Here is a 23,003-nt window from a genome sequence, read left to right on the forward strand (position 1 = left end):
GTCCGGTTCCGGCTCAGATCGGCGGTTCGGGCTCCGGGTGGGGCTCGGGCGGGTCCGGGATCGGGCCGGTGTCCGGGGGCGTCGGGGGAGCGGGCGGCTGCGGCTCCCCCGGCGGGAACGGATCCGGTGGCATCGGAGTCGACCCGTCCATCATGTTGCGGTCACTCATCTTTCGCACCTCCATCGGAATCGGTCAGTGCAGGAATCGGTCGGCTGTGATCGGCAGGTCACGCACCCGCACGCCGGTCGCGTGATAGGCCGCGTTGGCGATGGCGGCCGCAGCGCCGACGATGCCGATCTCGCCGATGCCGCGTGTTCCCATCGGGTTGACGTGCGGGTCGGACTCGTCCAGCCACACCGCCTCGATGTCACCCACATCGGCGTTGGCGGCGATGTGGTACTCCGCGAAGTCGTGGTTGACGATGTGTCCGAACCGCGGATCCATCACGCTGTGCTCGAAGAGCGCCATCGACAGGCCCATCGTCATACCGCCGATCAGCTGGGACCGGGCGGTGCGCGCGTTGACGATCCGGCCGACCGAGAAGACACCCAGCATGCGCGGCACGCGGACCTCCCCGGTGTCGCGGTGCACGCGCACCTCGGCGAACTGCGCTCCGAACGAATGTGGCGCGAATTGCTCCAGCGCAGGGTTCTCCGGCGTCTCCGCCTCCGTCGTCGCGCCCTCCGCCGGGTCGTAGCCGTGCTCCTTGCGGAACTCCTCCGCCGCGGCGACGATCGTCGAGCCCCACGAGCTGATGCCGGACGAGCCGCCTTCCACGGTCGCGGTCGGCAGGTCGGTGTCGCCGATCTCGAGTGCGACCTGATCCGCCGGGCACTCCAGCGCGTCGGCGGCGATCTGGGTCAGCGCCGTCCAGGTGCCGGTGCCGATGTCCGCGGCGCCGATCTGCACGACATACCGGTCGCCGCTGTAGCGCACCCGCACGGTGCTGCCCGGCATCGTGTAAGCCGGGTATGTCGAGCTCGAAACACCAGTGCCGACACGCCATTCGCCATCCTGGCGAATGCCGGGCCGCGGGTCACGGTCCGCCCAGCCGAACCGCCGGGCGCCCTCGCGGAGGCATCCGGCCAGGTCGCGATGGGTGAACGGCTTGCCGGTCTCCGGATCGACGTCGGTGTCGTTGCGGAGCCGCAGCTCGATCGGATCGAGGCCGCAGGCCTCGGCCAGCTCGTCCATCGCCACCTCCGGCCCGAACATTCCCGGGCACTCGCCGGGTGCCCGCATCCAGAACGGGAGCGGCACGTCGAGGCGGGCGTAGCGGTGCGTGGTCAGCCGGTTGGGCGCGGCGTACATCGTGCGGGTCGGCAGCGCCGTCTGCTCGGTGAACCCGACGACGGTGCTCGTCTGCCCGATCGCGTCGTGGCTGATCGCGGTGAGCCGGCCGTCGTCGTCGGCGCCGAGCCGGACGCGGGAGATGGTGGGCGAGCGGTAGCCGACCAGCTCGAACATCTGCCGCCGGGTCAGCGCCGTCTTGACCGCCCGGCCCGGCACCGCGCGCGCGGCGAGCGCGGCGAGCACCGCCGGCGCGTGCGGCTTCCCCTTGGAGCCGAAACCGCCTCCGACATAAGGGGAAACGACCCGGACCTGCGCCTCGTCGACCCCGAAGAGCGGCGCCATCGTGGACCGCACCGTGTGGACACCCTGGGTCGAGGTGTACATCTCCAGTCGGTCACCGTCCCATCGTGCGGTCGTGGTGTGCGGCTCCATCGGGTTGTTGTGCTCGGTGGGCGTCGTGTACGTCTGCTCGACGGTGACCGAGGCGGTCGCCAGCGCGTCCTCCACGTCGCCTTCCGCCATGCGGCCCGGCGCCCCGCCGTCCAATTTCTCCGGCGCGAAGAGATCGTCGCGGTCAGGGCGCAGCTCGGCGTCGTGCGGCTCCTCGGCATACGTCACCCGCACGAGATCCGCTCCCTGCAAGGCGATTTCGGGTGTCGTCGCGATGACGCCGCCGATCAGCTGGCCGCGGAACGCCACCTCGTCCGACTGCAGCACCAGCATCTCCGGGTCGTCGATGTCGTGCAGCCGGAAGGCGTTGCGGTGCGTGATCACTGCGAGCACACCGTCGAGTGCCTCGGCGTCGGAGGTGTCGATGTCGATCGCCCGGCCCTTGGCGATGGTGGCCTGCACCGGGTGCAGGTATGCCGGGTCGTCGACCGGCTGGTCGTAGGCATATGGCGCGGTCCCGGTCACCTTGGCGCGGCCGTCGATGCGTTCGACGGAGGCACCCACTGCGGGGGCGGTGCGCTGGTCGGTCATCGCTGCTCCTCCTCCGTGCGGTGGCCGAGCGGCGACGAAGGAGCCTGTCGAGGTCCCGCTGACGTCAGGTCGCGCAGCACGGACACCATCGTGTTCCGCAGCATCGGCACCTTGAAACCGTTTCCTGGCAACGGCTTTGCGTCCTCCAGCTCTGCGTCCGCGGCGGCCCGGAACGCGTCGTCGTCGGCGCGGGATCCGCGCAGTGCTTCCTCCGCGCGGCGAGCGCGCCATGGTTTGTGCGCGACCCCGCCGCAGGCGATCCGCACGTCGTCGATCGTGCCGTCCTCAGCGAGGTCGAGCGCCGCTGCCACCGAGACCAGCGCGAACGCGAACGATGCGCGGTCCCGCACCTTCCGGTATGCCGAGCGCGTCGCGAAGGACGATGCCGGCAGGTCGACGGAGGTGATCAGTTCGCCGTGGTTGAGCACGGTGTCGTACTGCGGCTCGTTCCCGGGCAGCCGGTGGAAGCGGTCCAGCAGGATGCCGCGCTCGCCGTCCGGCCCCTGCACCCGCACGATCGCGTCCAGAGCCAGCAGCGCGACGGCCATGTCCGAGGGATGCACGGCGACACACTCCGGAGAGGCGCCGAAGATCGCCTGGTAACGCTGGTAGCCGTCCAAAGCCGAGCAACCACTGCCCGGTTCGCGCTTGTTGCACGGTGTCGTGACGTCCTGGAAGTAGACGCAGCGGGTGCGCTGCAACAGGTTGCCCGCGGTCGTGGCCAGGTTGCGCAGCTGGCCGGACGCGCCGGAGAGCAGCGCCCTCGACAGCGCCGGATAGTGCCGCCGCACCCGTTCGTCGCTCGCCAGGTCGCTGTTGCGCACGGCCGCTCCGATCCGCAGCCCGCCGTCCGGCAGGTCCTCGACGGCGTCCAGCGGCAGGTGGCTCACGTCGACCAGCAGCTCCGGTTGCGCAACGCCCAGCCGGAGGTGATCGACCAGGTTGGTGCCGCCGCCGAGGAAGGTGGCGCGCGGCGCCCCGGCGACCGTGGCAATCGCCTCGTCGACGCTGTCGGCCCGCACGTAGTCGAACGGCCTCATGCCCCGGCCGCCTGCCGGATCGCGGCGACGATATTGACGTATGCCGCGCAGCGGCACAGGTTGCCGCTCATCCGTTCTCGGATCTCGTCATCGGAGAGGTCCGCGTCATACTCCAGGTCTCCGGTGACATAGCTCGGATCGCCGCGCTGCAGCTCCTCGAGCATGCCGACTGCCGAGCAGACCTGGCCCGGCGTACAGAAACCGCACTGGAAGCCGTCCTGATCGAGGAACGCCCGCTGCACCGGGTGCAACTCACCGTCGCCGCCGGCGAGTCCGCGCGCGGTGACCACCTCGGCGCCGTCACACGCGACGGCCAGCGACAGGCAGGTCGTCACCCGGCGGCCGTCGCGCAGCACGGTGCAGGCACCGCACTGCCCGCGGTCGCAGCCCTTCTTCGGGGCGGTGGCACCCAGCCGGTCCCGCAATGCGTCGAGCAGGCTAGTACGGGTGTCGACCGTCAGGGTGTGTGGTTCTCCGTCGACGGTCAGCGTGATGCGGGACTCCATCTACCTCTCCTCGGGTGGCGGCGCTTCTCAGCGCGAGGTACCCGCTGCACGCTGCCCAAAACGCGCAGCCCCCGGGGGAGTGATCAGGAACAGAAGAGCAGTCCGTGCTGGGACTTCAGGGTGAGCACGCGATGCACGGCCGCGCTGACCTGTGCGGCGAAGGTCGGACTCGAGGACATCTTCGCCAGGATCGCCGACGACATCGCCGGGATGTCGGTCGCCGCACCGGTGAGCGCGATGTCACCACCGGCCGCGATGAACTCCACCGCCCGGTCACCGACCGGGATGTGTTGCACCGCAACGGCACTCAACGAGTCGCTCACCACGACGCCGTAGAAACCCAGATTGCCGCGCAGGACGGTCGTGATGATCGTGTGCGAGAAGGCCGCCTGGTTGGCGGCGTCGATCTTGGGATACCAGGCCAGGCTGATCATCACCATGCCGGCGCCGGCGCTGATGCCCGAATGGAACGGCGTCAGGTAGGGGTCGGTCGAGGTCGTCGTGTAGTCGGTGATGCCGGTGCTCGAGGTGTCGGTGTTGTTCTGGATCCGCCCGAGTCCGGGGAAGTGTTTCAGGGTGGCGATCGCCCCGCGCGAGTTCAGCCCGTGGACGATGTTGGTCACCGCCCGGGACACGGTGCTCGGGTCGTAGCCGTATTCGCGGTAGTAGTGGCCAATGGGCCCATTCGCCGTGCCGAGCGATGCCGGCACGGTGTCGGACACCGGCGCGAGGTTGACGTTCACTCCCACATTGCGCAGTTGCTGCCCGACAGTGGCGGCCACCGACTCCTGCTGGGTGGAGGACCAGGTGCCCTGTGTCAGCGCCGTCGGCAAGGTGGTGAAGCCGGTGCCGGTCAGCTGCTGGACGTAGCCGCCCTCCTGGTCGGCGGCGATGAACAGCGGCACGTTGCCGGTCCAGCTGCTCGAGGTCAGTCCCTGGTTGGCGTCGGAGATGGGCCCGACTGTGCTGTCACCGCTCCACCCGCCGAGATAGACGATATTGCCGACGTGGTCGTAGTGCATCAGCACATGCACGTACGTCTGGTTGTCGTGGGTCAGGCCCACCATGAGCAGCTGCCCGACGCGCTGCGCGGGCGTCAGCTCGCCATACTTCTCGGTGACGCAGGCGGAACCGGTCGGCCCGAAGCTCTCCAGCGCCTTCCAGGTGAGCCGGTCGACCACTCCGGTCGGGTCCATGTGCCGCGCGGCCTGGAAGCTCTCGACCGCGGACCGGGTCGCCGCCCCGAAGATGCCGTCCGCGCCGGACGAGCCGACCGAGTAGCCGTGCTTGATCAGCAGCTGTTGTGCGAGTTTGACGCACGCCCCAGTCGACCCGTAGTAGATGACCGGATTGGTGGTGCAGGTGGACGTCGTCGCGGCCGTGGCCGCGTGTGACGGCGGTGACGCGGCGAGCGTCATACCGGCCGTTGCCATGGCGAGCACGGTGCCGAGCGCCAGTGACCGCCCCCCGAAGATGTTCATGATGTGCTCCTTAGCTCCAGTGCTCATCCGGTATGACGTGCAGGCGCCCCGCGGGGTTGTGTGTCGACGGCAGGGTTGGCGGCTCGAGAAAACGGACGGTCGCGGCCGGTATCAACCGGTGGCGGTGGAACTCCTTCTGATTGTCCGCCGCACCGGCGGCTCGTGCGTTGATCCCGCCGGTCGCGGCGCCCAGCGGCGTCGCGTCGAACCCCTCTCCTGGGTGGCCTCGAGGTGGGAAGCTGCAGTCATGAAGAGCACGATGCAGCAGACCCCGCTGCTGATCTCGACCCTGCTGGAGTTCGGCACCACCGCGCACGCCGAGAGCGAGGTGATCACCTGGACCGAGGCCGGGCCGCGGACCACGACCTATGGCGACCTCGGTCGGCTCTGCGCGCAGCTCGCGAATGCGTTGCGCGGGCTCGGGATCGACGGTGACCAGCGGGTCGGCACCTTCATGTGGAACAACGCCGAGCACCTGGCGGCATACCTCGCGGTGCCGTCGATGGGGGCGGTGCTGCACGCGCTCAACATCCGGCTCTTTCCCGAGCAGCTGGTCTACGTGACCAACCACGGCGGGAGCGATGTGGTGATCGTCGACGACACACTCGCCGAGCCGTTCGGCAAGCTGCTCCCGCACCTGCCGAAGGTGCGGCACGTCATCGTCAACGGCGCGATCCCGGATGTGTTGCGGGACAGTCTTGCTCAGCACGCGGAGGTGCACGACTGGGCCACGCTGGTGGGCGGACAGCCGACGTCATACGACTGGGTGACCGAGCTGGACGAGAACGACGCGTCCTCGCTCTGCTACACCTCGGGCACCACGGGGAACCCGAAGGGTGTGGCCTATTCGCACCGCTCCAACTACCTGCACGCCCTCGCCGGCGCCGCCACCTTTCAGTGGTCGGCGGCCGACAGGCTGCTGGTGGTCGTGCCGCTCTTTCACGCCAACGCCTGGGGATTCCCTTACGTGACAATGCTTTCCGGCGCCTCCCTGGTGATGCCGGGCCGCTACCTGCAGGCCGAGCCGCTGGCCACGATGATCCAGCAGTTGCGCATCACCGGGGGCGCCGGAGTGCCGACGATCTGGAACGACCTGCTGCGCTACCTCACCGAGCACGACGTCGACGCGTCCACCGTGCGACGCCTCGTCGTCGGCGGGTCCGCGGCGCCCGAGTCGCTGATGCGGCGCTATCACGACGAACTGGGCGTCGAGATCACGCATGCGTGGGGTATGACGGAGACCTCGCCGATGGGGTCGGTCGCCATACCACCCGCGCGGCTGGCGGAGGGGAGCGACGAATACTGGCACTACCGCTCGTCACAGGGCCGGCTGCTGGCATCCGTCGAGGGCCGCATCGTCGGACCGGACGGCACGGTGCAGCCGAACGACGGCGTGAGCGTGGGCGAGCTGGAGATCCGCGGGCCGTGGGTCGCCGGCTCCTACCTGACCAACGAGGGCGACGCGCAGGCCGACGTCGACGACCGCGCGTCCCGCTTCACCGACGACGGCTGGTTCCGCACGGGCGACGTCGGCGCGCTGACCCCGGACGGCTTCCTGAAGCTGACCGACCGGTCCAAGGACGTCATCAAGTCGGGCGGTGAGTGGATCAGCTCGGTCGAACTCGAGAACCACATCATGTCCCACCCCGACGTCGTCGAGGCCAGCGTGGTCAACATCCCGGACGAGAAGTGGGGCGAGCGACCGCTGGCGACCGTCGTCATCCGGGACGGCGCGACGATCACCACCACCGAACTGCGAAACTACTTGTCCGACAAGGTCGCTCACTGGCAACTGCCCGAGCGGTGGGCGGTCATCGACGAGGTGCCCAAGACCAGCGTGGGCAAGTTCGACAAGAAGCGGCTGCGCGAGCGCTATGCCGCGGGCGAGTTGCAGGTGGAACAGCCGGCCGACTGACCCTGGCCGTCAGAGTGCGCCGTGCTGGTGCTCGGTGTGCCCGATGGCCTGCTCGATCAGATCGGCGACATGCTGGTCGGCGAGTGAATAGATCATCGATCGGCCGTCGCGTTCGCCGCGGATCAGACCCAGGTGGCGCAGGATCCGCAGCTGGTGCGAGCACGCGGACGCCTCGAGACCCGCACGATCGGCGAGTATGCCGGCCGCGCACGGCCCTTCCACGAGCGTCGCGAGGATCCGCAGCCGGGAAGGGGTCGCCAACGCCTGCAACGTGGTGGCGACCTCGGACACGCCGACCCGGTCCAGCCGCTCGCCGATGGTGGCCTCGCTGAGGGTGCCGGCCCGGTGTCCCATGCCGTCGATGGTAGCTCCTGACAGTTGAAGAACTGTTCAACTGTTCCGGTAACCTGGGTCGGGTCGGCATACCCGAGGTGAGGACCGGATGAGCACCACGACGATCGAGCGGCCGCATTCCGCCGCGACCCAGTCGACCAGCGCGCTGCGCCGCACGCGGCTGTTCGCCCTGCCCGAGGTGCGGTGGGCGACAGCAGCGCTGCTGCTCTTCCTGGTCGCGTTGCCGCTGCAGCTCGGCGGCGCGCCCGGGTGGATCTGGGCGCCGCTGTATGCCGCCACCTACGTGACGGGCGGCTGGGAGCCGGGCTGGGCGGGGCTGCAGGCGCTGCGCGCGAAAACGCTCGACGTCGATCTGCTGATGGTGGTGGCCGCGCTCGGTGCGGCCGCGATCGGGCAAGTGATGGACGGCGGCCTGTTGATCGTCATCTTCGCGACGTCGGGGGCACTCGAGGCGCTGGCCACGGCGCGCACCCAGGACTCGATCCGCGGTCTGCTCGACCTGACGCCGAGCACCGCCACCCGGCTGGCCTCGGACGGCACCGAGCAGATCGTGGCTGCCGCTGAGCTGGTCGCCGGCGACGAGATCCTCGTGCGGCCCGGCGAGATGCTCGCCGCCGACGGCACGGTGCTCGGCGGCGGCAGCGATGTGGACCAGGCGAGCATCACCGGCGAGCCGCTCCCTGTGGCGAAGGGCGTCGGCGACCAGGTCTTCGCCGGCACCCTGAACGGCTCCGGATCGCTGCGACTGGAAGTCACTCGCGATCCACAGGATTCGGTGATCGCCCGCATCGTCGCCATGGTCGAGGAGGCGTCGGAGACCAAGGCACCGACCCAGCTGTTCATCGAGAAGGTCGAGCAGCGCTACTCGATCGGCATGGTCATCACCACGCTGGCCGTCTTCGCGGTGCCGCTGCTCCTCGGCGCCGACCTGACCGGCGCACTGCTGCGGGCGATGACGTTCATGATCGTCGCCTCCCCGTGTGCGGTCGTGCTGGCGACGATGCCGCCGTTGCTGTCCGCGATCGCGAACGCCGGCCGGCACGGCGTGCTGGTCAAGTCCGCGGTTGTCATGGAGCAGCTCGGCCAGGTCGACCAGGTCGCGCTCGACAAGACGGGCACGCTGACCGACGGCACGCCGACCCTCGCGCGGATCCGGCCCGCAGCGGGTGCCGCCACCAGTCGGCAGGTGCTCGGCTGGGCGGCGGCCGTCGAGCACCCCAGCGAGCACCCACTGGCCCGCGCGATCGTCGCGGCCGCCCGCCGCGACGGCCTCGAGCTGCCGCCGGTGGAAGGCTTCCGGTCGACGCCGGGCGCCGGGGTCCAGGGTGCCGTCGACGATGTGCCGACGGCCGTCTGCTCGCCGGCACAGGCCCGCGTCATACTCCCCGACGACCTCCGCGCGGAGGCTGACGAGCTCGAGGCGGCCGGCCACACCGTCGTCGTCGTGCTGCGCGACGAGTCGCCGGTCGGCATTCTCGCCCTCGCCGACACGCTGCGACCGGACGCACCTGCCGCGGTGCGGGAGCTGGCCGCGATGACTGCCGTCGCCCCGGTGCTGGTCACCGGCGATAACGCGGCGGCCGCAGGGCACGTCGGGTCCGCGGTGGGCCTCGCCGACATCCGCGCCGGACTGCTGCCGCAGGACAAGGTCGCCACCATCCGTGCCGCGCAGGCCGCCGGACGCAAGGTGGTCGCGATCGGTGACGGCGTCAACGACGCCCCGGCGCTCGCGAGCGCCGAGATCGGCGTGGCGATGGGCCGCGCCGGAGCCGATCTCACCCTCGACGCGGCCGATGTGGTCATCGTCCGGGACGAGCTGACCGCCGTTCCCGCCGCTGTGCGGCTGTCGCAGCGAGCGCGTCAGATCGTCGTGCAAAACCTGGTGATCGCAGCGGTGTTCATCACCGGGCTGGTGCTGTGGGACCTCCTCGGCACCCTGCCGTTGCCGCTCGGTGTGCTCGGGCACGAAGGCTCCACAGTCATCGTCGGCCTCAACGGCCTGCGGATGCTGCGCAGTAGCGCTTGGGATCAGTCGCGCGCCCGGTCGAGCCGATCGGGCAGGCCGAACCGCTCGTAGGTCGACTCCAGCGACCGCGTGTCCATCGGCTGCTCCGGGAAGCGCTGGTATGCCGCATCGTCCGTCGCGCCGGTCGACCGCACGATGAACGCCGTCACGTCGCTCACCCGGTCACCGCGCAGCGTGAGCACGTTCAGCGCGAACGGCAGATAGGCACCGGCAGCGTCGTCCCAGGAGTAGAACGCGAGGGCCGTCTGCGCATTGGCACTGGAAAGGGCCACGCGCCAACGCCATTCGCCGGTCAACGACGACTCCCGAGCCCACACCTCGATCGTCGAGCGCGGGGCATACCAGGTCGACAGCGGCGGCATCGCGAACGTCGCGTCCTCGGTCAGCAACGCGGTGAACGCCGGCACGTCGCAGCTCTCCCAGGCTGCGACATACCGCTCGACCAGCGACCGCAACCGGCTGTCCCCGAGGGCGCGCACGGTCGCCTGCTGGGTGTGTGCCGGCACCCGCTCGCCGACGGCAACCCGGGCGCGCTGCAGGCCGCTGTTCACCGACGCGACGGTCGTGGACAACGTGCTTGCCGTCTCAGCGGCGCTGAAACCGAGCACGTCCCGCAGGATCAGCACCGCTCGGTGCCTCGCGTTCAGGTGCTGCAGCGCGGCGACGAAGGCCAGCTCCACCGCCTCACGCCGGTCGTATGCCGCCTCCGGGGATGCCTTCCCCGTAGGCACCGCATCGTCGGGATACGGCTCGATCCACACGGATTCGGCCGCCGGTGCACCCGGCGGCGTGTGTGGCTCGGCGGCCGGGGAGAAGTCGTGCGGCAGCCCGCGCCGCTGCCGTCGCCGCAGCTCGGTCAGGCAGACGTTCGTCGCGATCGTGTAGAGCCAGGAGCGGGCAGCGCCCGCATCGCGAAGCCCGCCGGCGCCCCGCCACGCCCGGATCATCGTCTCCTGGAGGGCATCGTCGGCATCGTGCACCGAGCCGAGCATGCGGTAGCAGTGGGCGTGCAGCTCAGCTCGGTGCCGGTCGACCAGAACCTCGAACTCGCTGTCCTGGCCGTCGTTCTCACTCAGACTGCTCCACCACCATCAGGCTGTGCCCGGTCGGGTCACGAAACCAGAACATCGGCGGCACGGGGTCACCCATCCGGGAGACCTCCGCGTCGACATCGACGCCCTTGGCGAGCAGGTCGGCGTGCACGGCGTCGATGTCGGCGGTCGTGAGGGTGATGCCGGTTTGCACCGGCTCGACGGGGGCATCGCCCGGCGGCGGCGCCAAGGCGATGCCCGTCGAGCCCTCGGGCGGATACATCTCGATCCAGCGGTAGCCACCGCCGAAGGGTGTGTCGGTCCGCTTCTCGAAGCCGATCGACTCGTAGAAAGTCACCGCCTCGTCCTGCTCCGGCGTTGACACGCAGACGAGGCTGATCTGACGGATTCCGGTCGGTTTGGTTGGCATCGTGCACCTCCTGGAAAGGAAACATGCTGGCACGACATACGACTCGCGTCACCGGTGAAACTCATCGGTGTGCGACGCAAACCTTTACTGCTCCACGTAGAACAGCCGCTTGTTGAGGAACTCCTCAATACCCAGCGGGCCGAGCTCCCGGCCGAAGCCGGACCGCTTGGTACCGCCGAACGGCAGGTCGGCGCCTTCGCCGGCGGGCGTGTTGACGTTCGCCATACCGACCTCGAGGCGGGCGGCGACTGCGCGGGCGCGCTGCTCGTCGGTGCTGAACACCGCGCCGCCGAGGCCGTAGTCGACGGCGTTGGCCAGCTGGACCGCCTCGTCGTCGGAGGACACCTGGTAGACCACGGCGACCGGACCAAAAAGCTCCTCCCGGTACGCGCGCATCTCGGGCGTCACGCCGGTGAGCACCGCAGGGGAGTAGTAGGCGCCCTTGCCGTCGGACAGCTCACCGCCGACATGCAACGTCGCGCCCTTGTCGACGGCGTCCTGCACCTGCTCGTGCAGCCGCTCCGCCGCCGCGCGCGACACCATGGGCGAGTAGGTCTTCGGTGAGTCGTCACCGGGTTCGCGCGGGGTTGCCGACGACGCCAATTCGGTGAGCTTGGCGACGAATTCGTCATACACGCCATCGGCGACGATGATCCGCTTGTTGGAGTTGCAGGCCTGACCGACGTTCTCCATGCGGGTCACCCACGCGGTCTTGGCCGCGGCGGTGACGTCGTCGCTGTCCAGAATGATGTAGGGGTCGGAGCCGCCGAGCTCGAGCACGACCTTCTTCAGATGCCGGCCCGCCGTCTCCGCGATGACCCGGCCCGCACGTTCGGAGCCGGTGAGTGACACGCCCTGCACCCGGTCGTCGCCGATCATCGTCGCCACCTGCTCGTGGGTTGCGAAGAGATTGACGTAGACGCCGTCCGGGACGCCCGCCTCCCGCATGATGTCGGCAATCGCGAGGGCGGACGTGGGGCAGTTCTCGGCGTGCTTGAGCAGCACGGTGTTGCCGGCTACCAGGTTGGGTGCGGCGAACCGCGCGACCTGGTAGTAGGGGTAGTTCCACGGCATGATCCCGAGGATCGGGCCGATCGGGAGGCGCTCGACGTATGCCGAGTCGTGTCCCGGCAGCGGCGTCGGCGCGAGCAGTGCCGGACCGTTGTCGGCGTAGTAGCCGAAGATCTCGCCGCTGAACTCCGCCTCGCCGACCGCCTGCGTGGGCCGCTTGCCCATCTCGGTGCTGATCAGCGCGCCGAGCTCGGTCGCGCGCTCGGTGAAGAGCTCCCCGACCCGCTTGACGATGGCCGCGCGCTCCTCGATCGGGCGATCCCGCCACGACTGGTAGGCGGTCGCCGCAGCGGCCAGTGCGTCCTCGATCTCGGCATCGGTCGCGAACGGGAAGGTGGCGCCGACCTCGCCGGTGGCGGGGTCGGTCACCTGGTATGTCGGGGTCGTCGTCATGTGCAGTTCCTCCTGGATGCTGGGCTCTTGGGACAACCCTGCTCCACGGCCGGGCTGCGGGTCCATCGGGGTGGTCGAGTGCTGCCGGTTCAGGCGCCTTGCAGGGTGACGCTGGGCGCGACGCCGTAGGTGGCACGGTAGGAAGCGGCGAAACGGCTCGCGCTCGCGAAACCCCAACGGCCGGCGATCGCTCCCACCGTCGCCCCGGTGCTGGGGTCGGCGGCTCGGAGCTCCTCGTGAACGTGCTCCAGCCGGATGCGGCGCAGCTGTGCCATCGGCGTGGTGTCGAGCTCGCGGCGGAAGGCGAGCTGGAGCGTCCGCACCGAGACGTGGCACGCCCGGGCGATGTCCGCGACCCCGAGGTCCAGATCGGGATTGCTCTCCAGGAAGGCGACCGCACGCCGGACGGTGCTGTCCGGGGCCGGCGCTCCCGCGCCGTGCTGATCGGCGGTGAGGTCGAACGTCGCGAGCAGCGTCGCGGCCAGCAGGCGGCCCAGGGCGCCCAGCACCAGCGGGTCCGTCACCGCCTGGTCGCACGGGTCGGCCACCTCCCCGAGACGTGCGACCGTGCGCTGCCAGGTGACCGCGGCCTGCGGAGGTAGTGGCCGCTGGGTCAGTCGGCGCAGCCGTTCGTCGATGGCGTCGGGACCGCCCTCCTCGGCGAGCTGCGCGAGCAGCGGCAGGTCGACTCCGACGAGCTCCAGGTGCGCGCCGTGCACTCGCGTCCGGTAGGGCCGGTCCGCCGGGGCGACCAGCACGACCTGACCGGGCCCGACCCGCTGCTCCTGGCCGTCGGCGGCCACGATGTCCATCGTGCCGCGGTGGACGCGGCATACGACCAAACACCCCAGCGGCTCCATGGAGTACTGCGTGGTCATCGTGTTGTGGAAGCTGTCCAGCCGCACCTCGCCCAGATCGTGGCGTTGCTGGTGGAAACGGAAGTTCTCCGTGCTGCCGCTGACGCGGAGCGAGTTGTCGGCGTAGGCCTCGGCGACGAGTGCGTGGGCCTGCTCCGGATCGCGGGTCGCGAGAGCGGTGGTGATCGGCCTATGCATGGGCTGACCTCATGCCACCGAACGTACGGCATGAAGATGAGCGGTAGGTGATTGCGTTGCGTTTCGCGGCTGAGCGTGCTGCGTTTTGTGTCCTAGCCAGGACAGGTTCGCCCATCATCTACTAGCGACTGCGTGAGCGCGCCGCACTCGCGGCGCTTCGCGTGCCCAACTGGACAGGGGGACTCCACGGAAATGGACGACAACACTGTGTCGCGCCCCGCTCGCCCCACGTCAAGCGTTGGGGGACGAACGACCAGCTTCCGACTCGACCCCCGCGAGTTCGCCGACCTGGCGCAGTCCTTGGGCAGTGCGCAGACCATGGAGCAGACCGCCGACCAGGTGGTTGAGCATGCCCGGGTGGCCCTCGGGGCGGACCACGGCGGCATCACTGTGGTGCGCCCTCGCCGCCGGCTGCAGACCATCGCTCCCTCGGACGATGTGGTGGTCAAGGCGGATGAGTTGCAGTTCGACGTGCAGGACGGCCCGTCGTACGACGACTCGTGGCACGGCACCACGCTGGCCAGTCATTCGCTGCAGCACGAGCACCGATGGCCGCGCTGGGCGCCGGTGGCCAGTGGCCTGGGCATCGGCGCACTGCTCGCCGCAGAGTTGACGGACATCGACACGGGTCGGCTGGGCGCGCTGAACCTCTACTGGAGTGAGCCGGTCACGTTCAGCAGGGACGATCTGGCATACGTCAGCATCTTCGCGACCCACGCGGCAATCGCGCTCGCGTCGTCCATGCAGGAGATGCACCTCAACACCGCGCTCGACACGCGCAAGCTCATCGGTCAGGCGCAGGGCATCCTGATGGAACGTCACAACCTGTCCGTCGAGCATGCCTTCGAGGTGCTGCGCCGCTATTCGCAGGACCACAACCTCAAGCTGCGTGAGGTCGCGCGCCAGTTGGTCGACACGCGGAAGTTGCCGTCCCGCCAGGAGCGCAAGGGCTGAGTTCCACGCCAGGAAGGGTGCCGGCGAGCGCTGTCGCGGTCAAACCCGGTCGCAACGGGTAGGGAGAGATGCATGCCGACCGAGCGTGAGCCCGATGCCGACCCCGACCGGTGGCGGCAAGAACTGATCATGAGCAGTCCAGTCGCCCAGCTCGTGGTCACTCCAGGCCGGCAACTGGCGCTGGTCAACGACCGCGCCGGAACGCTGCTCGGCCTATCCGAGCGCGACATCGGCCGGCCGTTCTCCGACCTCGACATCGCCGACACCATCGCCGAGCTCGGGTCCCGTATGGCGGCCGCCCTGGACGGCCGGGACACCCTGGCCCTGCACGGGGTGCCGTGGCGGCGCCCAGCTGCGGCGCCGGCCTTCGTCGACATTCAGCTGGTTCCGCTGCTGGACATCGGCGGCAACGTGCTGGGTCTGTCCATCTCGCTGACCGACGTCACCCGGTTGTACGACCTGCAGGTCGAGGTCGAGACGGCCAACCGGCAGTTGGAGACGGCATACCAGGAGTTGCGGTCGACCAATGAGGAACTGGGGACCTCCAACGAAGAACTCCAGTCCACGGTCGAGGAGCTGGCGACCGCCAACGAGGAACTTCGGTCGACCAACGAAGAACTCGATACCAAGGAGTTCATCCTGTCGATCTTCAACAGTCTCGACGCAGCCGTCATCGTGGTGGACCGGGACCTCGTGGTGCAGCTGTGGGGTGGTCGGTCGGAGGAACTCTGGGGCCTGCGCGAGCAGGAGGTGCTCGGCCATCAGCTGCTCACCCTGGACAACGAACTGCCGGTCGAAGAACTCCGTGCTTGGCTGCTCGACGTCGTGGGCGGCGGCCGGAACGCGCGCGCCTACGGCCACCACATCTCGACGATGAACCGGCACGGGCGTCAGGTCGAGCTGCGCGTCACGGCGACGGCTATGTGCGGGGACTCCACGGGGCCCACCGGTGCGCTGGTGTTGCTCGAGGAACTGCCTTCGGACGATGTGGACGAAGAACAGGCCTGAGCCGATGTCATTCGAGACGCAGCCGACCGGCTTGCGCGAGCTCACCCACCTCGGCGAGCGTCATACCAGCACCGAACGCGTGTGCGCGTAGGCGCGACTCGGCCTCCTCGACCGGGATGTCGAGCTGCACGGCAGCGATGCCGGCCGCGACATGGAAGCAGAACCAATCCCGGTCCGCTACCCCCTCAACGGGCGCGTTGTGCCAGTCCACGAGCAGCGTCGCCGTTGCGAGATCGGCCAGGGCGGCGAGGTCTCTGGGACTCGGACCATCCTCCCCGAGAGCGCTGTGGCCGTACAGCGTGAGGACGCCGGCGACCAGGCCGTCCACACGCAACGGTGCGGCGAGGACACCTCGGACGCCGTAGTCAGAACTCGCCGATGCGTAGCCCTGCCACTGCACGCGTTCGGCGGCGAAATCGTCGACGACCACGGTCGACCGGTGCTCCTGCGCTGTGGTCGCCGGGCCCTCACCGACGAGCAGCTCCAACTCCTGCAACCGGGCCGACCACGCATCGCTTGCCGCCACAAGCTCGGAACCGTCAACACCGCCGATGCAGATGGCGGCCCCTCGAAGTGCCGGGAACGTGTCGACGATTGTCGTGCAGGTGGCATGCGACCAATTGCGCCATTCGGCGCGCACAGCCTGTTGCACGACCGATGCGGACAACGGATGCCGACGTTCGGCCTCGTCCGGATCGGTTCCCCCTGTCCACGCAAGCATCGCAACCAGTGCGGCGCGGATGCGGGTCACCTCCCGCGTGTGGCTGCACGGGGAGTCCCGGCACTGCTCGGGGGCGGAGCCGCTCACCCGCTCCTGGCGATCTGTTGCAGCCCGACGCGATGCCAGCAACCGATTCTTCGCGCTCACAAGCGCTTCCGCCTGAGCACGGGCACGCTCCTTGGCCAACACGACGTCCTCCCGGGTGCAGGGTTCGCCGCGCTGCAGTCGCTCCATGCGTTCCCTCAGTTGCACCAGGCGATGTGCTGCTACGGCGGCTCGAGTGCCTGCGTGCCCGGTCGAAACCAGCGTCATCGCGATCACCTCCGTCTGCCACGTTACCCACATTGGGGCGGTCCGAACGCTCTGGCAGAACTCTGGGCGAGGCGAGTGCGGGTCAGTTCGACGCGTCGTTGACGCCGACCTTGTTGCCGGCCGAATCGTAGACGTACCAACCGCGTCCGGTCTTCCGCCCGAGGTGCCCGGCTTCCACGCGCTTGGCGAGTGACGCGGTGGGCTTGTCCTTGGGGTCGCCGCTGTCGGCGAATCTGCCCATCGCGGTGTAGTAGCCGATGTCCAGGCCGGTCAGATCCTGCAGCTCGAACGGTCCCATCGGGTGCCCGAGCGCGCTCTTGCACGCGGTGTCGACGGCCTCCACCGACGCGTAGCCGCCGTCGACCAGGAACATCGCCTCCCGGCGGATCTCGGTCAGGATCCGGTTGGCGACGAAGCCGTTGATCTCCTTGTCCAGCAGCACCGGCAGCTTGCCCAGGCTCTTGGTGAGCTCCACGGTGGCCTCGATGGTTTCGTCCGACGTCGCTTCGCCGCGGACCACCTCCACGCACTTCATCACCAGGGCCGGGTTGAAGAAGTGCATGTTGCAGACCCGGTCCGGGCGCCCCGTCGCATCGGCGATGCGGGAGGGGACGAAGCTGGAGGAGTTGGAGCTGAGTATGGCGTGCTCCGGGCACAGCTGGTCCAGCCGCGCGAACAAGTCCCGCTTGACGTCCAGCTTCTCGACGGCGGCCTCGATCACGAAGTCCACGTGCTGCGCGGCAGCCGCCAGATCGGTCGTGAACGTCATGCGGCCGAACGCGGCGTCGCGCTCCTCTTCGGTGAGCCGGCCCTTGGCCACATTCCGATCGATGCGCGAACGAAGTTGCTCTTCCGCACGTTTCAGGCTCTCATCGCTGATGTCCTGCACGCGGACCTGGTAGCCGGAGAGGGCGCAGACCATCGCGATCTGCGAGCCCATGGCGCCGGACCCGACGACCAGGATGCGGGAAATGTCGGTCACGAATCTCTCCTCGTTCAGTTGCCCCGGAAGTCCGGGCTGCGCTTGTCCAGCATGGCGGCAATGCCCTCCTGCTTGCCGGCCGACTCGTGCAACAGTGCCTGAGCGAGTCGCCGACTCCAGGCTCCACGCGCAGGCTGACGAATGTGCTCGCCAAGGCTCTCCTTCGAGGAATGGCGGCAGCGTCGCGAGGTGACGGATCGTTCGTCAGCCGGCGCGGTGTGCCCTGTGCAGGAAATCGTCGACCGGTACCCCCTCCTCCGGACCGTCGACGACCCAACGGAAGTCGTCTCCGTCCGGAATGCCGCGGACGATGCGGCGGACGGCGGACGGTGGCGCGGCGGCGAGCGCTCCCGCCACGGTTTCATGACGCGCGACCGCGTGCAGCGCGTCAGCGGTGGCGAGCATCATCGGAATGTCGCCCCGTTCATAGCGCGACAGCGTGTCTCGCACCGGGAGCCAAGCGGCGGTGTCGCTCTCTTCGCGGAAGTCGCGGCATTGTGCACCGTCCGGGAGAGCCGCGGCGAAGAAGCGAGTGTCGTAGCGACGCGGCGAGAAGATCGGAGTGATCCACCGCCCGAGCGGGCGCAGCAAATCCGAGCGCGCGACGAGATGGTGCTGCTCCAGCAGCGCGGACAGTGTGGGCTCGCCGCGCGCCAGGGCCGCGCGTCGGCGCTCCCACTCCCCACCGATGGCGGAGCAGGTGGAGGACGCGTCGGGGCCGGCAAGTAACACCCCACACTCCTCGAAGGTCTCGCGGATCGCCGCACACACGAGTGACTCCGCCAACGATGGTGGGGCGTCCAACGCCCGTGCCCACTCGTCCGCGGAGGGTCCGACCACGGCTGCTGGTGAAAGGTGGTCATGGTCCTCCACCGCTCCACCGGGATAGACGAAAACGCCTGGAGCAAAAGCCATTTCGCGATGCCGGCGGAGCATGTAGACCTCGAGGCCGGCGTTGCCGTCCCGAAGCAGTAGCACCGTGGCGGAGTCACGTGGTGTGACAGGCTCCCGCCCCTCGGCGAGGTAGCGCCGCATGCTGGCGGACCGGTCGGCCATCGTGCTCCTTTCCGTCCGCGGATCAGACCGCGGTATCCCTCTGCCGGGCGGGCAGGTGTTCGACGTCCAAACCGATCGAACGAGCCCAGATCATCGCGATGGTCTCGACGACCTCTTCCGTGTCGTACCTGGGCTCGTCGGCCAACACGATGTTCATATAGGCGAAGTTGTGCAGCATCGACACGATCGCCTCTGCCACGATCTCCGGATGAGCGCCTGGATCGGCCAGGCCTGCCTCCTGTAGTCGCTCGATGCCGTGCAGGATCCGGGTGCGGAACGCGCGCCGGATCTCCAACCGGTGTCGCCGCGTCTTGTCATCGATCGTCGCCGCCTGCTCCAGGGTCTTGGTCCACTCTGGGTGAGTGGTCATGTCTTCGAAGTATCGAGTCAGCGTGTAGGAGAACCGGTCGTATGCCGTGCCGCCGATGTCGGCGGGTGCGGTCGTGACCACCTGGCGCATCGTGGCGCTCCGGTCGACCAGCGCGTACCAGATGTCCTCCTTGCTCTTGAAGTAGATGTAAAAGGTCCCGTGCGCCGCGCCGGCTTCCTTGCAGATATCGCTGACGTTCGTCTCCAGGAAGCCCTTGCGTTCGAAGACGGCCAGCCCAGCGGTCAACAGCCGCTCGCGCGTCGCGCGTCCGCGTTTGGTGTTCGGTTCGTTCTGCGAGTCGGACAACGCTCCGGGGAGGGGGATCCGCGCGGCCTTCTTGGACGTTGTGCGCTTCTTCGCGGAGGTGCTGCTCTTCTTCACGGCGCGCTCCGCCGTGCTGGTCTTTGCAGCAGCACGCTCCTTGGCCGTGGCCTTCGCAGCCGTACTCTTTTTCGCCGTCGCCATCGGATTGCTCCCCTTCGTCTCGCGGTTCGCGTGCGCCGCACGCTCTCGACATCCGGCGCCACGCGAGCAAATCGTCTCACTCAGCGGCGCTTGCCGTGATTCTCCAGGCTGATCGCAAGGTGCTGGTTCTGCAGCTCCGGGGAGTTGCCGAACTCCTCGGACGAGCATGTCAGGACTTGGCGCCCGGAGTCGAGCACGCAGACGCGCTGCGTCGCCCCGAGGACGAATCGCAGGTTCTGTTCGGCGATGAGGACGGTGATGCCCGACTTCGACAGCTCGACGACCGAGCGCTGCAGCGATTCGACGATGATCGGCGCGAGCCCTTCTGCAGGCTCGTCGAGCAGCATCACTTTCGGCCGTGCCACGACGGCGCGCGCGATCGCCACTGCCTGCTGCTCTCCGCCGCTGAGCTGAACGCCTTTGCGTGGCAACAGTTTCTCGACCAACGGCACCGCGGCGACCGCCTCGTCGACGGCTTGCTTCGCCTCGCTGCTTCGCTCCCTGCTCGCCAGGAGGAGATTCTCCCGCACCGTCAGTGTCGTGTAGATTCGCCGGTCGTCTGGAACCCAGGCGATGCCCCTGCGGGCGATGGCGTCCGCCCGCAGCGCGGCGATCTCCTCGCCGAAGTAGCGGATGGAGCCCTTGCGACGGACGGCGCTGCCGACGATTCCGCGCAGGGTGGTGGTCTTTCCCGCCCCGTTGCGCCCCAGGATGCCGACGGCTTCACCGGCCGCGACCGTGAGCGAGAGTCTGAACACCGCCGTTGCAGACCCGTAGGTCAGCGTGACGTCATCCAGCACGAGCGCGTCGTCGGCCATCAGGATGCTCCCAGGTAGGTGGTGCGGGCGATTTCATGACGGGCGACTTCTTCCGGGGCGCCATCGAGCAGGATTCGCCCCTGCCCCATCAGCAGGATCCGGTGTGACAGTGCGAACACCACCGACATGTCGTGTGCCGTGAGAATCAGACACAGGTCCGGGCTGCTGGTCATCACGTCCTTGAGCACGTCGACGGTGATCACGCAGTCCTCGTCCGTCATACCGGCGGTCGGCTCGTCGAGCAGCAGCACCCGTGGATCCTGTGCCAGCGACATCGCCAGCTCGAGCCGTTTCCGGTCGCCCTGGGGCAACGTCCCCGCCGTGCGCCCGAGCAGGTTGTCGAGGCGGGTCACCTCCGCCAGTTCGTGAAGGTAGGGCGGGACGGTCCTCGGCAGGAAGGCTCGCCAGGGGCGCCACCACTGACCCAACCCGGCCTGATAGGACAGCAAGAGGTTCTCCAGGACCGACAGCGAGGAGAACTGTCGGGCGACCTGGAAAGTCCGGGCGATGCCCGCCCTGGCCCGGCGATCGGCGTCCCACTTGGTGATGTCGTCGCCGTCGAACACGATCACACCGGCGGTGGCCCGGTGCTCGCCTGCGAGGGTGCCGAAGAAGGTGGTCTTTCCGGCACCGTTGGGACCGATGAGCGCGGTCACCTGCCCGGTCTCGAAAGCTGCCGACGCATCGATCACGGCGGGAAGCCCGTTGTAGGACTTGCACATTCCGTGGGTCTCGAGCAGTGTCATGACGCCCTCCGGACCGAGATCAGTCGGCTCCTGAGTCCGCCGAAGAGTCGCTCGACGAGGCCCATGATGCCGCCGCGCACCAGCACCACGACGACCAGAAGCAACAGGCCGATCCAGATGGTCGAGGTCGTGGAGCCTTGAAACAGCCGCGTCGTGAGGTAGGTGTAGATCAGTGCGCCGACGAACGGTCCCCACATGCTGGTCGTCCCGCCGAGGAAGACCATGAAGATGACGCTACCGGACATCACGGTGCCGAGCAGACCCGGTGAGGCGCCGGTCTGCTGTTGGGAATACAGCACGCCGGCGATGCCCCCGACGAAGCCGGAGATCATGAACGCAGCGGTGCGTGCCACCCGCACCGAGGTGCCCAGGGCCGCCGCTTTGATCGGATCGTCCCGAACCGCGGTGAAGGTCTTGCCCAGCTGCGACCGGTGGATCCCGTAGAGGATCAGCGCGAAGACAGCTGCGACGCCTGCCGAATACCACCAGAAGTTGCGCTGGTCGAAAAGGTTCATTCCGAAGAGCGGCTGGGCCATGATGCCGAAGATGCCGTCATCGCCTTGGAAGACGCCGCGGAAGGTGAACAACAGCTGGTAGAGCACCTGACCGAGCACCAGCGTCAGCATCGCGAACTGTATGCCGCTGCTGTTTCCGGCGAGCAGTGCGACGATGAGCGCGAGGACCATCGCGACGAGGGCGCCGATGAGGAGGACCACCAGTGGATTGAGGTGCTGATCCTTCAACATCGCCGCCGTGTAGGCGCCGGTACCGAAGAACGCCGCCTGACCGAACGATCCGAGTCCGACCCAGCCGAAGAGCACCAGCGCGCTCAGGGCGAACAACCCGTAGATCACCGCCGTGGTGGCCAGTGCGAGATTTGAACCGGTCAGCACCGACGGCACCAGCACGATCAGCACCATCGCGAGGATTGCGTGTGGCAGCAGGCGATTTCGCGCCATACGCTGCCACGTAGGGCGGCCGCTCTCGAGGGTTGCCGCGATGTCGACCGCGGGCTCCGATGCCGAAGGTGTGCCGAGGGGCTGCAGGTTTGCCTCTTCCGTGGGTTGCACGTTCATGCGGGGACCTCCGGTTGTGTCGAGCGCGGTCGGCGAGCGCGGAAGGCGATCGCCAGACCCTGCGGGCGAAGCATCAGCACCGCGGCCATGGCGACATAGAACCCGTAGCCGGACAGTGAAGGCGCATAAGTCGCCAGGACGCTCTCGAGCAGGCCGAGCAGCAGTGAGGCGCCGAAAGCGCCACCGATCGAGCCGAAGCCGCCGAGGATGATCACTGCGAAACTCTGCAGGACAAAGAGCTGGTCGAGACCGGGAGCGATCGAATACTGCGGTGAGGCAAGGCCACCCGCCATACCGGCCAACAGCCCGCCGGCCGCGAAGACACCGATCGCCACCCAGCGGACCCGGATGCCGAGCGCCTCGGCCATCACCGGGTCGCCCGCGACTGCTGTCGCCTGCTTGCCGAACGACGTGCGGTTGAGCAGTGCCCACAGGCCTGCGGCCAGCACGAGCCCCATGATGATCATGAAGATGTCGTTGTGCGCCAGGACCACGCCGCCGAAGCTCCACGAGCCGGAAAGCAACGGAGGTGCCGGTTGCGTCTTCGCTTCAGCGCCCCAGATCTGCACGACGCCGCCGGCGATGATCAAAGAGAGGGCATACGACGCCAGCAACGACAGCATGTGCTGGGAGGGGTCCAGCCAGCGGAAAATGATCTCCTCACACGCCGCGGAGAAGATTGCGACCACGATGCCGGCGATGACCACCGCACCGAGGAATGCCCAGAATCCGTGCACCTCCCCGCGCAGCGCACTCGTGGCGACATACGCGCCGACCATGAAGAAGCCGCCATGGGCGAAGTTGATCACGCGCATCACGCCGTAGATCAGGGTCAGGCCGCTCGCGGCCAGGAACAGCGGCATGGCGAGGGCCAGCCCGCTGACGAGGGCATTGAGTAGTTCGACCATGGCGGCTGCT

General features: G+C 68.5%; 22 protein-coding genes. 4 read left to right on the forward strand and 18 right to left on the reverse strand.

Annotated features, from left to right (window positions below):
• Positions 1–13: 13 nt before the first annotated feature.
• From ACN8HC_RS03540 to ACN8HC_RS03560, 5 genes are all read right to left on the reverse strand, one after another.
• A complete protein-coding gene (locus ACN8HC_RS03540; protein WP_490073479.1) occupies positions 14–169 on the reverse strand; it encodes a hypothetical protein in 156 nt (51 codons plus the stop codon).
• Positions 170–193: 24 nt separating this feature from the next.
• Complete coding sequence (locus ACN8HC_RS03545) at positions 194–2,275, reverse strand: xanthine dehydrogenase family protein molybdopterin-binding subunit (protein WP_490073480.1); 2,082 nt, start codon at positions 2,273–2,275, stop codon at positions 194–196.
• Positions 2,272–3,315, reverse strand: coding sequence for an FAD binding domain-containing protein (locus ACN8HC_RS03550; protein ID WP_490073481.1), 1,044 nt, complete (start codon positions 3,313–3,315; stop codon positions 2,272–2,274). The genes ACN8HC_RS03545 and ACN8HC_RS03550 overlap by 4 nt, the downstream gene beginning before the upstream one ends.
• Positions 3,312–3,821: a 2Fe-2S iron-sulfur cluster-binding protein gene (locus ACN8HC_RS03555; RefSeq protein ID WP_490073482.1), complete on the reverse strand. Its 510-nt coding sequence runs from the start codon at positions 3,819–3,821 to the stop codon at positions 3,312–3,314. The genes ACN8HC_RS03550 and ACN8HC_RS03555 overlap by 4 nt, the downstream gene beginning before the upstream one ends.
• A gap of 83 nt (positions 3,822–3,904) precedes the next feature.
• Positions 3,905–5,302, reverse strand: a complete 1,398-nt coding sequence (locus tag ACN8HC_RS03560; protein WP_490073483.1) for a glycoside hydrolase family 3 N-terminal domain-containing protein — start codon at positions 5,300–5,302, stop codon at positions 3,905–3,907.
• 247 nt (positions 5,303–5,549) lie between these two features.
• Between ACN8HC_RS03560 and ACN8HC_RS03565 the strand changes: the two genes are divergently transcribed.
• Positions 5,550–7,217 (forward strand): long-chain fatty acid--CoA ligase, encoded by a 1,668-nt coding sequence (locus tag ACN8HC_RS03565; RefSeq protein WP_490073484.1) that lies wholly within the window; start codon positions 5,550–5,552, stop codon positions 7,215–7,217.
• A 9-nt stretch (positions 7,218–7,226) separates the two neighbouring features.
• On the opposite strand, the gene ACN8HC_RS03570 is transcribed toward ACN8HC_RS03565, so the two are convergent.
• On the reverse strand, positions 7,227–7,571 hold the full coding sequence (locus tag ACN8HC_RS03570) for an ArsR/SmtB family transcription factor (RefSeq protein WP_490073485.1): 345 nt from the start codon (positions 7,569–7,571) through the stop codon (positions 7,227–7,229).
• An 88-nt stretch (positions 7,572–7,659) separates the two neighbouring features.
• Between ACN8HC_RS03570 and ACN8HC_RS03575 the strand changes: the two genes are divergently transcribed.
• A complete protein-coding gene (locus tag ACN8HC_RS03575) occupies positions 7,660–9,648 on the forward strand; it encodes a heavy metal translocating P-type ATPase (protein WP_490073486.1) in 1,989 nt (662 codons plus the stop codon).
• Here ACN8HC_RS03575 and ACN8HC_RS03580 read toward each other — a convergent pair.
• From ACN8HC_RS03580 to ACN8HC_RS03595, 4 genes are all read right to left on the reverse strand, one after another.
• Positions 9,600–10,673 (reverse strand): RNA polymerase subunit sigma-70, encoded by a 1,074-nt coding sequence (locus tag ACN8HC_RS03580; RefSeq protein WP_490073691.1) that lies wholly within the window; start codon positions 10,671–10,673, stop codon positions 9,600–9,602. The genes ACN8HC_RS03575 and ACN8HC_RS03580 overlap by 49 nt on opposite strands.
• Positions 10,666–11,058, reverse strand: coding sequence for a VOC family protein (locus ACN8HC_RS03585; protein ID WP_490073487.1), 393 nt, complete (start codon positions 11,056–11,058; stop codon positions 10,666–10,668). The genes ACN8HC_RS03580 and ACN8HC_RS03585 overlap by 8 nt, the downstream gene beginning before the upstream one ends.
• A gap of 84 nt (positions 11,059–11,142) precedes the next feature.
• Complete coding sequence (locus tag ACN8HC_RS03590; protein WP_490073488.1) at positions 11,143–12,522, reverse strand: NAD-dependent succinate-semialdehyde dehydrogenase; 1,380 nt, start codon at positions 12,520–12,522, stop codon at positions 11,143–11,145.
• A gap of 89 nt (positions 12,523–12,611) precedes the next feature.
• Entirely contained in the window at positions 12,612–13,577 is a 966-nt protein-coding gene (locus tag ACN8HC_RS03595; protein ID WP_490073489.1) for a helix-turn-helix transcriptional regulator, read from the reverse strand.
• A gap of 192 nt (positions 13,578–13,769) precedes the next feature.
• Between ACN8HC_RS03595 and ACN8HC_RS03600 the strand changes: the two genes are divergently transcribed.
• Both ACN8HC_RS03600 and ACN8HC_RS03605 read left to right on the forward strand, forming a co-directional pair.
• Complete coding sequence (locus tag ACN8HC_RS03600) at positions 13,770–14,531, forward strand: GAF and ANTAR domain-containing protein (protein ID WP_490073490.1); 762 nt, start codon at positions 13,770–13,772, stop codon at positions 14,529–14,531.
• Positions 14,532–14,603: 72 nt separating this feature from the next.
• Positions 14,604–15,539, forward strand: coding sequence for a PAS domain-containing protein (locus ACN8HC_RS03605; protein ID WP_490073491.1), 936 nt, complete (start codon positions 14,604–14,606; stop codon positions 15,537–15,539).
• 7 nt (positions 15,540–15,546) lie between these two features.
• On the opposite strand, the gene ACN8HC_RS03610 is transcribed toward ACN8HC_RS03605, so the two are convergent.
• From ACN8HC_RS03610 to ACN8HC_RS03645, 8 genes are all read right to left on the reverse strand, one after another.
• Positions 15,547–16,572 (reverse strand): GAF domain-containing protein, encoded by a 1,026-nt coding sequence (locus ACN8HC_RS03610; protein WP_490073492.1) that lies wholly within the window; start codon positions 16,570–16,572, stop codon positions 15,547–15,549.
• 82 nt (positions 16,573–16,654) lie between these two features.
• Positions 16,655–17,554, reverse strand: coding sequence for a 3-hydroxyacyl-CoA dehydrogenase family protein (locus ACN8HC_RS03615; RefSeq protein ID WP_490073493.1), 900 nt, complete (start codon positions 17,552–17,554; stop codon positions 16,655–16,657).
• Positions 17,555–17,758: 204 nt separating this feature from the next.
• A complete protein-coding gene (locus tag ACN8HC_RS03620) occupies positions 17,759–18,610 on the reverse strand; it encodes an NUDIX hydrolase (RefSeq protein ID WP_490073494.1) in 852 nt (283 codons plus the stop codon).
• Positions 18,611–18,632: 22 nt separating this feature from the next.
• The gene (locus tag ACN8HC_RS03625; RefSeq protein WP_490073495.1) at positions 18,633–19,445 is read right to left on the reverse strand and encodes a TetR/AcrR family transcriptional regulator; all 813 of its coding nucleotides are present in this window, start codon (positions 19,443–19,445) and stop codon (positions 18,633–18,635) included.
• An 80-nt stretch (positions 19,446–19,525) separates the two neighbouring features.
• Positions 19,526–20,263 carry an ABC transporter ATP-binding protein gene (locus tag ACN8HC_RS03630; RefSeq protein WP_490073496.1) on the reverse strand — a complete coding sequence of 246 codons (738 nt, stop codon included), beginning with the start codon at positions 20,261–20,263 and terminating at the stop codon, positions 19,526–19,528.
• Positions 20,263–21,009 (reverse strand): ABC transporter ATP-binding protein, encoded by a 747-nt coding sequence (locus tag ACN8HC_RS03635; RefSeq protein ID WP_490073497.1) that lies wholly within the window; start codon positions 21,007–21,009, stop codon positions 20,263–20,265. Before ACN8HC_RS03635 ends, ACN8HC_RS03630 begins: the two co-directional genes overlap by 1 nt.
• A complete protein-coding gene (locus tag ACN8HC_RS03640) occupies positions 21,006–22,085 on the reverse strand; it encodes a branched-chain amino acid ABC transporter permease (protein WP_490073498.1) in 1,080 nt (359 codons plus the stop codon). The genes ACN8HC_RS03635 and ACN8HC_RS03640 overlap by 4 nt, the downstream gene beginning before the upstream one ends.
• Positions 22,082–22,993 carry a branched-chain amino acid ABC transporter permease gene (locus ACN8HC_RS03645; protein ID WP_490073499.1) on the reverse strand — a complete coding sequence of 304 codons (912 nt, stop codon included), beginning with the start codon at positions 22,991–22,993 and terminating at the stop codon, positions 22,082–22,084. The genes ACN8HC_RS03640 and ACN8HC_RS03645 overlap by 4 nt, the downstream gene beginning before the upstream one ends.
• Between the last annotated feature and the right edge of the window lie 10 nt (positions 22,994–23,003).

This window comes from Flexivirga sp. YIM B11880 (genome assembly GCF_058148645.1).